Below are 13,223 nucleotides of genomic sequence, written 5' to 3'. Positions count from 1 at the left end.
CCTGCCTTAAGAAGCGTTTTTCTTTTGAGTGTTCTCTCTTTCTTCTTTTTCATTCCCCATTTTTTTATTGTATTTTTGTACCTGCAATGAAAAAATATGTAGATGTCATATTACCGCTTCCGCTTCCGAAGAGTTTTACTTACTCTTTGCCGGACGAATGTGCGGAAGATGTGAAGATAGGCTGCCGTGTGGTAGTTCCTTTTGGGCGGAAGAAATTTTATACTGCTATCGTCCTTAACGTTCATTATTGTGCTCCAACAGGGTACGAAGTGAAAGATATATCTGCATTACTGGATGCTTCTCCCATTTTACTACCTGCTCAATTCAAATTTTGGGAATGGATAGCCGATTACTATCTCTGTACGCAAGGAGATGTTTATAAAGCGTCACTTCCTTCCGGTCTGAAGCTGGAGAGTGAAACGATTGTTGAATATAATCCTGACTTTGAAGCGGATGCTCCATTGCCGGAACGCGAACAACGTATTTTGGATTTACTTGCCATAGACTCGCAGCAGTCCGTCACTAAACTGGAGAAAGACAGTGGCATAAAAAACATTCTTACTGCCATCAAGTCCCTGCTCGATAAAGAAGCTATTTTTGTAAAGGAAGAATTGAAACGTACTTATAAGCCAAAGACAGAGGCACGAGTGCGGCTTGCAGGTACGGCAGATGAAAAGCAACTCCATATCTTGTTTGATATTCTGTCTCGTGCTCCAAAGCAACTGGCGTTGCTCATGAAATATGTAGAGTATTCAGGCATTTTAGGAGCCGGAACTCCGAAAGAAGTCTCCAAGAAAGAATTGTTGCAACGGGCTAATGTAGCTCCTTCGGTACTGAACGGGCTGGTGGATAAGAAAATTTTTGAAATCTACTATCACGAAATCGGCCGATTGAATAAACAGGAGAAAGAAGTGGTCGAGCTGAACGGCTTGAACGAGTTTCAGCAACGGGCACATGATGAGATAGTTCAGTCTTTCCAGGAGAAAAACGTTTGTCTGCTTCATGGGGTAACATCCAGTGGGAAGACGGAAGTGTATATTCATCTGATCGAAGAAACGATTCGTCAGGGAAAGCAAGTCTTATATTTGTTGCCGGAGATTGCTTTGACTACTCAAATTACGGAGCGTCTGCAACGTGTCTTCGGTGCTCGTTTGGGTATCTACCATTCTAAATTCCCCGATGCCGAGCGGGTTGAAATATGGCGGAAACAACTGGGAGAGAACGGGTACGATATTATCCTGGGTGTTCGCTCTTCCGTGTTTCTTCCTTTCCGAAACCTGGGATTGGTGATTGTGGACGAAGAGCACGAAAATACATATAAGCAACAAGATCCCGCCCCCCGTTATCATGCCCGTAACGCTGCGATTGTGCTGGCTGCCATGTATGGAGCTAAAACCCTGTTGGGAACGGCTACTCCTTCTATCGAGTCGTGGCAGAATGCAGGAGAGGGAAAATATGGCTTTGTGCAACTGAAAGAACGATATAAAGTAATTCAAATGCCGGAGATTATTCCGGTGGATATAAAGGAATTGCATCGCAAAAAGAGGATGGTCGGACAATTCTCACCGCTCTTGATACAATACATGAAAGAGGCCTTGGAACAGAAAGAGCAAGTGATTCTCTTTCAGAACCGTCGCGGGTTTGCTCCGATGGTGGAGTGTCGTACCTGCGGTTGGGTGCCCAAGTGTAAGAATTGCGATGTAAGCCTTACCTATCATAAAGGAATTAATCAGCTGACCTGTCACTATTGCGGTTATACTTACCAACTGCCGAAATCCTGTCCTGCCTGCGAAGGTACGGAACTGGTGAACCGTGGTTTTGGTACGGAAAAGATTGAAGATGACATTAAAATCCTCTTTCCCGAAGCGGCAGTGGCACGAATGGACTTGGATACCACCCGCACCCGCTCGGCTTATGAAAAGATTATTGCGGATTTCGAACAGGGAAAGACGGATATATTGATTGGTACGCAGATGGTTTCGAAAGGATTGGATTTCGATCATGTCAGTATTGTAGGTATACTGAATGCCGATACGATGCTGAATTATCCGGATTTCCGTTCCTATGAACGTGCTTTCCAGTTGATGGCGCAGGTAGCGGGACGTGCCGGTCGTAAGAACAAACGGGGTAGGGTAGTGCTGCAAACCAAAAGCATCGAGCATCCTATCATCCATCAAGTCATTGCGAATGATTATGAAGATATGGTAGGCGGTCAATTGGCGGAACGGCAGATGTTCCATTATCCTCCTTATTACCGGTTGGTATATGTTTATCTGAAAAATCATAATGAAGCGTTGCTGGATCAGATGGCGGTAGTGATGGCGGATAAGTTGCGAGCGGTATTTGGCAATCGGGTGTTGGGGCCGGATAAACCTCCTGTTGCCCGTATTCAAACGTTGTTTATCAAAAAGATTGTCGTAAAGATTGAACAGAACGCTCCGATGGGACGTGCCCGGGAATTGCTGTTGCGCATCCAACGGGAGATGCTGGAAGATGAACGCTATAAATCTTTGATTGTCTATTATGATGTAGACCCTATGTGATTCAATAATTTTCCCCCTAATAATAACCTTTAATCATTTAATTAACTAACCATGAAACGACTTACTATTTTTACCCTGACTTGTCTCTTTAGCGTGGGCGCTGTTTTTGCCCAGCAAGGAGTCACTCAATGTGGCGTTCCGACAGGACAACCGAAGTTCCCTCTACTGACTTATCAGGAATTGTCTGATCCTGTTGCGCCTTCTGATAAAGAATGGGCGGGAGTGACAACAACACAAGTATCTTGGGGCACAACAGACGTCCGATACGCAAAACATAGGCTTCCCCTGTTGAGGAACCAGCAAACGGTTGTTTTGAAAGGCTGGCGTGGTGAACGTGTGAACGCGCAAGCGGTTGTATGGACAGGCGTAGAACTGAAAGACCTGAATTTTAGTTTTGGTGATTTCAAAGACAAGAAAGGAAACATTCTTCCTCAGGATGCATTTACCGGTGGTTTTGTGCGTTATGTGATGACGGACGAATTGAACAAGGACGGCAGAGGTGCCTGCGGATATCGGAAAGCGATAGATTATGATTCATTATTGGTGGCCGACCCTATTGATACCAACCTGAAAGCGATGCCTTTGCCTGTTCGCACAGTTCAGCCTGTCTGGGTGCAGTGCTGGATTCCTCAATCGGCTGTTCCCGGAACGTATAAAGGGGAGTTGTTTATCAACGACGGCTCTCGTCTGTTGCAACGCCTGAATCTGGAAATTACCGTTTCTTCCCGTGAACTTCCTCCACCTTCGGAGTGGGCTTACCACTTGGATTTGTGGCAAAGTCCTTATGCAGTGGCACGTTACTATCAGGTTCCTTTATGGAGTCAGGAGCATTTAGACGCCATGCGTCCTTTGATGAAAATGCTGGCAGACGCCGGACAAAAGATTATCACGGCTACTTTGACGCACAAACCTTGGAACGGTCAGACGGAAGATTATTTTGATACAATGGTTACTTGGATGAAACGGGCGGACGGCACATGGTCTTTTGACTATACCATTTTCGACCGTTGGGTAGAATTTATGATGAGTGTGGGGATTGACAAACAGATTAACTGTTATTCGATGGTTCCTTGGGAGTTGTCATTCCAATATTACGACCAGGCAACCAACTCTCTGAAATTTGTGAAAACAGCACCGGGTGAAGAGGTCTACGAGGAAATGTGGGTAGCAATGCTTTCATCTTTCTCCAAGCATCTGAAAGAAAAAGGATGGTTCGATATCTGTACTATAGCAATGGATGAGCGTCCGATGGAAGTGATGCAGAAGACTTTGAAGGTGATTCGTAAAGCAGATCCGGATTTTAAAGTTTCCTTGGCCGGAAATTACCATGCGGAGATTGAGTCCGATCTATATGATTACTGTATTGTAATCGGACAGAACTTCCCGGAAGAAGTACGTCTCCGTCGCGTGGCAGAAAACAAACGTACCAACTATTACACCTGCTGTACGGAAGCTCACCCCAATACATTTACTTTCTCTGATCCTGCAGAAGCTGTCTGGATGAGTTATTATTCTTCTAAGAAACATCTGGATGGTTATTTGCGTTGGGCATACAACAGCTGGCCATTGGAACCGCTGCTCGATTCCCGTTTCCGTAGTTGGGCAGGTGGAGATACTTATCTTGTATATCCGGGAGCTCGTAGTTGTATCCGTTTCGAACGTTTGATTGAAGGAATACAGGCGCATGAGAAAATAAATATCCTCCGTCAGGAATTTGAGAAAAAGGGAAATAAAGCCGGATTAAAGAAAATAGAGAAAATGCTTGCTCCATTCAACTTGGGTAGTATGCCGGAAACTCCGGCAGCAGTGACCGTGAATCGGGCAAATCAGATACTGAATGCCTTTTAAATTATCATTTGACTTATTCTTGAATCTGTTAAAAGTGAAATTATGAAAAAGATATTGTTTGTCTGCCTTGGAAATATCTGCCGTAGTTCTACGGCTGAAGGCGTGATGCTTCATTTGATAAAAGAAGCGGGACTGGAAAACGAATTTGTGATAGATTCCGCCGGAATCCTGTCTTATCATCAGGGTGAACTGCCGGATAGCCGGATGCGTGCTCACGCGGCCCGTCGCGGATATCAACTGGTGCATCGTTCGCGTCCCGTCCGTACAGAAGATTTCTACCATTTTGATTTGATAATCGGTATGGATGATCGGAACATAGACGATCTGAAAGACAAAGCGCCTTCTCCCGAAGAATGGAAGAAGATTCATCGCATGACGGAGTACTGCACTCGTATTCCCGCGGATCATGTCCCCGACCCCTATTATGGAGGGGCCGAAGGATTTGAATATGTATTGGATGTTTTGGAAGACGCTTGCGCCGGTCTGCTTACTTCTTTAACTCCGGATAGCTGATCCGGGTATGATAAGCAATCTTTAGTTTTTCCTTGAATACAGCTTTCACTGTTGCTATATCCTTGAAAGTGATAGGACATTCCTTAAAGTAACCTTCAGTAACCTGTGAGTCGATAATCTTGTCGACCAGGTTGCTGATTGTTTCTTCCGTATATTCCGGAAGACTGCGTGAGGCAGCTTCCACGGCATCTGCCATCATCAGGATAGCCTGCTCTTTGGTAAACGGATTCGGACCGGGATAAGTGAATAATTCTTCATTCGGCTCTTCGTCCGGATGCTCGTTTTTCCAGGAAATATAGAAATATTTAGTTTTTCCCCGTCCGTGGTGGGTACTAATAAAATCTTTGACCGCTTTAGGCAGATTGTGTTTATCCGCCAGCTTCAATCCATCCGTCACATGACTGATAACGACCTGTGCACTTTGTTCGTAATTCAGATTCTTATGCGGATTAACCCCTCCCGACTGATTTTCCGTAAAGAAAGCCGGATTTTCCATCTTCCCGATATCGTGATATAAAGCTCCCGTACGTACTAACTGACTTTTTGCTCCAATCCGGATGGCGGCTTCGGCTGCCAGATTAGCCACCTGCATGGAATGTTGGAAGGTTCCGGGAACCGTTTCAGACATCTGCCGCAAAAGATCGTTATTGATATTAGAAAGTTCCACCAAAGTTACATTGGAAGTAAATCCGAAAGTCTTTTCCAATAAGAATAATAAAGGATAAGTGAATAATAACAGGATTCCGTTAATGATGAAGTAAGTGTACATGCGTATGTTCAACTTCGAAAAGTCGGTGGAAAGACCATTCTCCGTCATCAGTTCGAAAGCGAAATAAATGGCTGCATAAGTCAGTATCACTAATAAGGCCGTTCGGAAAAGCTGGGATCTCTGCGATAGTTCCCTTAGGCTGAATATCGCCACTAATCCGGCCGCTAACTGCGTTAGAATAAACTCATGAGGGAAGCGCAAGGAGATGGAGCATATCAATATAGTGATGACATGCGTCAGGAAAGCGGTTCTTGAGTCAAGAAAGACACGAATGATAATCGGTAGCATCGCATAGGGGATGATGTACACATTAAATATATTATGTGTCACCATGAAAGCCGTTATGACGCTGTAGAACACAATCAGGGTGAATAGTAGCGACAGACTGCCTTTCCGCTGATAATAGTCTTTCCGGAATAAATCGAGATAGAGCATGAAACAAAGCATCAACATGCCCACAAACAGAATCTGACCACCGAGAATCAAACGGTTTTGTCCCATAGACTTGTTGCGTTTGATGGATTCTTTGCGCAATGATTCGAGGATGTTATAGGTCTGCGGACTAATGATTTCTCCACGGTCAATAATCTTCTGCCCGCTGACTACCAGTCCGTTTGCCCAAGAATAATTATTTAATATCTCCTCTTTGGCGGTCTGGGTGCGTTCTTCGTCAAAAGTGAGGTTGGGAGTAATGTATTCGTTCAGCGCGCATTGTCTTAATACTTCCCGGTTGAAATGGGTCGAGTCAGCTGTCAACAGGTGTTCATACGCTTTCTTTACCGTGTAAATGTTTCCGGTGGCCTGCGGGTTGGCTAGTTTGTCGTCAATCACCATGACGGATGAAGTGCTGTCTTTTTGAAGTTGCTGTATATTCTCTGTCGATACGATACCAGCCTGATAGATTTCTTTTAAGGTACGCTCGATGTACCGCAAATAATCGATGGAAGGAAGAATACCTTTCAGATTAGTGTGGTAATTCTCTTTCAACTTGGCGATTGCGTCTTTCTCAATTTCTTTATTCAATTGATAGTATGGCTGGAAGAAAGCCATCAGACTGTCCTGTTCTCTTTTGACTACCGCGTCGTCTTTATAAATAGGAAAGTCGAAAGTAGCTATTAGCTGCCCGTATTTCCAAGGCTTATTGATATCAAACTGGTAATTGAATTTTCCGTCACGTGGCAGGAAATAGACAATTAGCGTCACAGTGCTCACAAATAGCAGTGATTTATATAGTAAATCTCTCCATGAAAAACTTTTTTTCTTCTTCAAATGTTCCATATCCACTGAAATTTTTGCGAAAAGTACAAAAAAAAACAATAGTGTGGAAAAAAAGGTTTAATTTTGCCACGATTTACCTATACTAACCCAAATTATGGCAGAAAGAAAAGTAAGAGTTCGTTTTGCTCCAAGTCCTACGGGAGCATTGCACATCGGTGGTGTGCGTACAGCTTTGTATAATTATCTATTTGCACGTCAACACGGCGGAGACTTGATATTTCGTATTGAAGATACTGACTCTAACCGGTTTGTTCCGGGAGCGGAAGAGTATATACTCGAATCTTTTAAGTGGTTGGGTATCCACTTTGATGAAGGAGTGAGTTTCGGTGGTGAGTGTGGTCCGTACCGTCAGTCGGAGCGCCGCGAAATCTACAAGAAATATGTGCGGATTTTGCTGGAAAATGGAAAAGCATACATCGCTTTTGATACTCCGGAGGAACTGGACGCTAAGCGTGCCGAAATTGCTAACTTCCAATATGACGCATCTACTCGCGGAATGATGCGCAACTCATTAACCATGCCGAAGGAAGAAGTGGATGCACTGATTGCTGAAGGCAAACAATACGTCGTTCGTTTCAAAATTGAACCGAATGAAGACGTACATGTGAATGACATGATTCGTGGCGAAGTAATTATCAACTCATCTATTCTGGATGATAAAGTGCTTTATAAATCGGCTGATGAACTGCCTACTTACCATCTGGCAAATATAGTGGACGACCATTTGATGGAAGTTTCTCACGTGATTCGTGGTGAAGAATGGTTGCCTTCCGCTCCTTTGCATGTGTTATTGTACCGTGCTTTCGGGTGGGAAGATACAATGCCGGAATTTGCTCACCTGCCTTTATTGCTGAAACCGGAAGGCAATGGAAAATTAAGCAAACGTGACGGTGACCGTCTCGGATTCCCTGTATTCCCATTGGAATGGCACGATCCGAAATCGGGAGAAATCTCTTCAGGTTATCGTGAATCGGGTTATTTGCCGGAAGCGGTGATTAATTTCCTGGCTTTATTGGGATGGAATCCGGGCAATGACCAGGAAGTGATGTCAATGGACGAATTGATTAAATTGTTTGATCTTCACCGTTGTAGCAAGTCGGGTGCCAAGTTCGACTTTAAAAAAGGAATATGGTTCAACCATCAATATATACAGCAGAAACCTAACGAAGAAATTGCGGAACTGTTTTTGCCTTTCCTGAAAGAACATGGGGTGGAAGCTCCTTTTGAAAAGGTAGTAACTGTGGTTGGCATGATGAAAGATCGTGTAAGTTTCATTAAAGAACTGTGGGACGTATGTAGCTTCTTCTTCGTTGCTCCTACCGAATATGATGAAAAGACGGTGAAGAAACGTTGGAAAGAAGACTCTGCAAAATGTATGACCGAATTGGCAGAGGTGATTGCCGGCATTGAAGACTTTAGTATTGAAGGACAGGAAAAAGTCGTTATGGACTGGATTGAAAAGATGGGTTACCATACGGGTAATATCATGAATGCTTTCCGTCTGACATTGGTCGGTGAAGGAAAAGGACCACACATGTTCGACATTTCTTGGGTATTGGGTAAAGAAGAGACAGTGGCTCGTATGAAGCGGGCTGTAGAGATTTTGAAGTAATCGGCACAGTACTATGCTTTACGACCTGGCAATAGTCATTTATGACTTTATCGTCCATTTGGCTGCTCCGTTTAGCCGTAAGCCTCGAAAGATGATGAAAGGGCATTGGGTGGTGTATGAACTCCTGCGGCAGCAAGTGGAGAAAGGGGAACAGTATATTTGGTTTCACGCTGCTTCACTGGGGGAGTTTGAACAAGGACGTCCTCTGATAGAAATGATTCGTGCGAAGTATCCTAACTATAAGATATTGCTGACATTTTTCTCTCCTTCCGGTTACGAAGTGCGTAAGCATTACCGGGGGGCGGATATTGTCTGCTATCTGCCGTTTGATAAACCGCGGAATGTGAAGAAGTTCCTGGATATTGCAAATCCTTGCATGGCGTTCTTTATCAAATATGAGTTTTGGAAGAATTATCTGGATGAACTTCACAAACGTCGTATTCCGGTATATAGTGTATCGTCTATCTTCCGCCGCGAGCAAATATTCTTTAAATGGTACGGTGGAACTTATCGCAATGTATTGAAAGATTTCGATCATCTGTTTGTTCAGAATGAGGCATCCAAACGTTATTTGTCGAAAATCGGTATCAGCCGTGTGACCGTAGTGGGAGATACCCGCTTTGACCGCGTATTGCAAATCCGTGAAGAAGCGAAAGAGCTCCCGTTGGTGGAGAAATTTAAAGGAAACAATTCCTTCACTTTTGTTGCCGGAAGTTCATGGGGACCTGACGAAGACTTATTCCTCGAATATTTCAATAATCATCCGGAAATGAAACTGATTATTGCTCCGCATGTGATCGACGAGAATCACTTGGTTGAAATCATCAGTAAATTGAAACGTCCGTATGTGCGCTATACTCGTGCCGACGAAAGGAATGTATTGAAAGCGGATTGTCTTATTATAGACTGCTTCGGACTGCTGTCTTCTATTTACCGTTATGGCGAAATAGCTTATATCGGTGGTGGCTTCGGAGTCGGTATTCATAACACATTGGAAGCGGCTGTATATGGTATTCCGGTGATTTTCGGACCGAAGTATCAGAAATTTATGGAAGCCGTTCAATTGCTCGAAGCAAAAGGCGCTTATTCTATCAAAGATTATGATGAACTGAAAACTTTACTGGATCGTTTCCTGACGGATGAATTGTTCTTGCGTGAAACAGGAACAAATGCAGGTTATTATGTGACTAGTAATGCCGGTGCTACAGAGAAGATAATGCACATGATTAATTTCTAAATATGTAGTGTAGATCAATGTGAATTCGATATAAGAGGGCAATACAAAACCTTAATAAACAAAGAATCACCTTTATCACAATTATCTGTGGTAAAGGTGATTCTTTGTTTATTAAGGAGTTTTGGCACACTTCTCATTGCTTTCGGCTCTTTGTCAAATTGGGTGATAAATTCTTTATCTTTTTATTTCCAAGTTGATATTTATTCTTTTTTTTGATTGCTTTGATAAGAAAAAACAGGCATCTACTGAATTATATAAATGAATAGAGGACAACTTTTCACCAGATTTGACGAAGAACCTGTTTCCTGCATTTGTAGCTAGGCACCTTATCTGTTGACTTCTAACTCTAGCAACTCTTTCAACTCTTTGGCTGTTACGTGGGTGAATTGTTTTGCGATATTTCCTTTTTTATCTATTATCAGGTACATCGGTAATCCCGTCATCTGAAAATGATTTCAAAGATAACCCCACTGTTCTTTGTTCAGCCAGTAATGTTCTCCGGCAATGTCTTGTATTAGTATATCCCAAGTCTTTTTTATAGAACTGGGGCCTGTGAGGTAAATGAAAGCAACTTTGTCTTCACCTATTTCTTTCTTTAGTGGTTCATATTCCTTGATGATTTGCCGGCAGCCACCGCACCAGGTAGCCCAAAAGTCGATAAACTGTACCTTCCCTTTGTGGCGGGTAATGAGAGCAGTCAACAGTTCCTTTTCCGGAACTTGTGGTGCTTCGCAAATAGTGAATTTCTTTGTTATCGTTTGCTGTCGGGGTTGCATCTGGCGGTTCATGTCTTGAATGATACCTAAGAAAATAGGATTGGTAATTTCCGAAGCCATGAGCTCTTGTCGGGGTGTCAGAGGTTGTAAATTGTAAAAACTGGAACGCATATAGATTGCCCGTATGTAGTCAACTATTAAACTTGTGCTGTCTTGTATGATATTACTAAGACGTTCTTTAGCTTTGGAGAATGACTCCCATCTGAATTGGTCATTTTCTTTGAAGTATTTTGCACTAAGTGCCATTAGCTCGCTTTCTTGCTGAAAGGAGATACCTGCTTTGAAAGCCGTTTCATATTGATGGATAAGTGTCTGTTCCTCTTTAGTGAGTGGTGCATTTTTCAATAGATTTTTTTCGTAAGCAAGTGGGTCTTTGTGGGTATCATATAAATCCATGACTACATTGCGGTAATTATAACAATAGAGTGCTAAAGGGTGATTGACTGGGAAATCCTTCAAATAATTGTGGAAATCATCGGGCAAATATACATCAAGAAAAGCAGCAAAAGCTTGTTCCCGCGTAATGTTTTCCTTCTTTTGATAAGCAGTTTGCAAGCAATAGTGGGTGGCCTGTAGATTTTCCAGGCAATCAAATGCGCATGAGAGATTGGCGAGTGTGCGAGTGTCTTCGCTGAATTGTAACTGTGCGTTGTTGTGCGTTACATATCGTTTGTATTGGTTGATACATCGTTTTTTGAATTCATTGGCACTAATGCCTACAATGGAATCCAATAGGTCGCCATCACTATAAACAGGTGGTATCTTTGTTATCAGTTCCGGTTGGCACCATTCATTGTTAATGGTAGCATATTGACCGCTAAATACAAACTGTTTTTCTGGTGGATTACTTAGATTGATAGCTACATTTGTTTCTTTTTCGGGACTTAGCAGAATGACTAAATCAGCATTTCCTATCATCATTCGTACTTGTGTATGATGGTAGAGAGGAATATTAATAGTAAAGCTTCCGTCTGACTCAACAGTCGGATAAAGAGTTTCGGCTGTTCCCATCACGATATTGGGAGCTCCGATCTTGAATATCAGATTATTATTCGGATGGTAATTGGCGATTGTGCCACTTAAAATGGCCTTTCCCTTCTGATATTCGGGGATGGGTAATTGTGCTTGTGCCAGGTTGAATAACAAGGACAAACAAAGACAAGTAAATAGTCTGTTCATGTTCATAGTAGTTCTTTTATTGCATTTATTATTTCTTTATCTGTATTCTCATTACTATAACCTCTGATTACTTTTCGTATGATTCGTTCTTGGTCTACTATGAAAAAGTAAGGTGCGGCACCACCGGTCTGATATTGTTTGATAACCTCATTTGTTGCATTCAGAATGGTATAATTCAATTCCTTTCGCTTTGCGTAATTTCGGATAGCAGATACTTTACGGCTCCAGGATTCTATTGCAATCAGCTCAAACTCTTCACTGGTGAATGATTCTTTTAGCTGTTTCAAGAAGGGGATGGCTGCCTGACAGGCACCACAACCAATGCCTGTGAAGTTGATTAGTATGATTTTGCTTTTGTAGTCGGCTAATGATACCGGCTGTGCTTCTATATTTTCTAATATCCAGCCGGGAGCTTTTTTTCCTATAAGACTGGATGCTGTTGGTTCTGCTTTTTTCTTGTAGAGGTCGCTGTATTTTACTATCTCATAATCTTTGGGGAAATAATCAGACGCGTTAAAGTCGTAAATTGTGTGTCTATTGATTGCAAGATTTGAGCAAGTTGAAACGGAAATATCATGCGACATCTCTCTCCGTTTTTTATAAGGCAGGTCATTCGATTTGTTGATCCATAACTCATAAATAGAAGCTGTACTGCCGATATCGAATGGAGGAAGTGGCATGTGATAAGCTTTTCCAAAGAACTCAACCTGTTGATTCTCATCAATGACTAATTTAAAATAATAATTATCACCCTCATCTTTCAACTCTGTTACAATATGATCCTTAGTGGTAAGTGCATATCTGATGATATTCTTTGCGTGATTGAAGAATGGAGGACTTACTAGCCTGAAAGGAAGTGGTTTGAATGTGAAATCATCAATTGCTAATTTCTTATTTTCGTGATAAGGTAATGCTCTTATGTTGCCGTCATAACAAAATTCCAGTTTTGTTGTATCATTGGCATCTAGTGAAACATAACTTGCTCCTATGGTTGAGTCCATTGGATTATCGTACTCTTTAATGAAGCCGTGCAAGGTAGATAATGCGGTTGAATCACCAGGTTGCCAGCTTTCGTTGGTGACATAGTAGGTTGCAGATTCAATCTTTTCTAAATTGGTAAGTACTTTCTTTAAATATTCTTTTTCTGCGTTTTGTGCATTGGCGGTTATTGTTTCTGCCAATAAAAGAATTGTAAGTAGTAGTTTAATTTTCATAATGAATAAGTGTTTGTTGGTTCACTGCCCGGATTTAATGCTTTACAAATCTACGAATAATTCGTAATATATCTATTTTCAGATGGTTAAATAATATGAATATAGATTTTAGGAATCAATGATGATTAGTTTTAGTAGTATGAATCTTATGGTAAGTGTTTGTAAATGGTTTGTTTTATTAATGTGGCTATTGAAGTGTCAATGGAGATCTGAAAAAAAACGTTCCCCCTTTTTCTTAAAAACATAAGAGAAAG

The 13,223-nt window shown here is 42.1% G+C and carries 7 protein-coding genes and 1 pseudogene; 5 read left to right on the top strand and 3 right to left on the bottom strand.

The window, feature by feature from the left end:
* Positions 1 to 86 precede the first annotated feature (86 nt).
* Genes priA through GD631_RS02760 form a run of 3 tightly spaced genes read left to right on the top strand, consistent with a single transcriptional unit; the run spans position 87 to position 4,904 of the window.
* A complete protein-coding gene (priA, locus tag GD631_RS02770; RefSeq protein ID WP_143259196.1) occupies positions 87 to 2,543 on the top strand; it encodes a replication restart helicase PriA in 2,457 nt (818 codons plus the stop codon).
* 51 nt (positions 2,544 to 2,594) lie between these two features.
* Positions 2,595 to 4,391 (top strand): DUF4091 domain-containing protein, encoded by a 1,797-nt coding sequence (locus tag GD631_RS02765; protein WP_143259195.1) that lies wholly within the window; start codon positions 2,595 to 2,597, stop codon positions 4,389 to 4,391.
* 42 nt (positions 4,392 to 4,433) lie between these two features.
* Positions 4,434 to 4,904: a low molecular weight protein-tyrosine-phosphatase gene (locus tag GD631_RS02760; RefSeq protein WP_143259194.1), complete on the top strand. Its 471-nt coding sequence runs from the start codon at positions 4,434 to 4,436 to the stop codon at positions 4,902 to 4,904.
* Here GD631_RS02760 and GD631_RS02755 read toward each other — a convergent pair.
* Positions 4,879 to 6,951: an HD family phosphohydrolase gene (locus GD631_RS02755; RefSeq protein ID WP_143259193.1), complete on the bottom strand. Its 2,073-nt coding sequence runs from the start codon at positions 6,949 to 6,951 to the stop codon at positions 4,879 to 4,881. The two genes, GD631_RS02760 and GD631_RS02755, sit on opposite strands and share 26 nt — an antisense overlap.
* 94 nt (positions 6,952 to 7,045) lie before the next feature.
* Here GD631_RS02755 and gltX point away from each other — a divergent pair, with 94 nt between their 5' ends.
* Both gltX and GD631_RS02745 read left to right on the top strand, forming a co-directional pair.
* A complete protein-coding gene (gene gltX / locus GD631_RS02750) occupies positions 7,046 to 8,563 on the top strand; it encodes a glutamate--tRNA ligase (RefSeq protein ID WP_143259192.1) in 1,518 nt (505 codons plus the stop codon).
* A gap of 13 nt (positions 8,564 to 8,576) precedes the next feature.
* On the top strand, positions 8,577 to 9,800 hold the full coding sequence (locus GD631_RS02745; RefSeq protein ID WP_143259191.1) for a 3-deoxy-D-manno-octulosonic acid transferase: 1,224 nt from the start codon (positions 8,577 to 8,579) through the stop codon (positions 9,798 to 9,800).
* Between the two features lie 326 nt (positions 9,801 to 10,126).
* On the opposite strand, the pseudogene GD631_RS02740 reads toward GD631_RS02745, so the two are convergent.
* Together GD631_RS02740 and GD631_RS02735 are read right to left on the bottom strand one after the other, a co-directional pair.
* A pseudogene (locus GD631_RS02740) lies at positions 10,127 to 11,761 on the bottom strand (TlpA family protein disulfide reductase).
* Complete coding sequence (locus tag GD631_RS02735) at positions 11,758 to 12,969, bottom strand: peroxiredoxin family protein (RefSeq protein ID WP_143259190.1); 1,212 nt, start codon at positions 12,967 to 12,969, stop codon at positions 11,758 to 11,760. Before GD631_RS02735 ends, GD631_RS02740 begins: the two are co-directional and overlap by 4 nt.
* Positions 12,970 to 13,223 lie beyond the last annotated feature (254 nt).

The sequence above is a fragment of the Bacteroides luhongzhouii genome (assembly GCF_009193295.2).
Taxonomy (GTDB): domain Bacteria; phylum Bacteroidota; class Bacteroidia; order Bacteroidales; family Bacteroidaceae; genus Bacteroides; species Bacteroides luhongzhouii.
The sequence above is the reverse complement of the archived record's forward strand: the minus strand, read 5'-3'. Positions and strand labels throughout refer to the sequence as shown.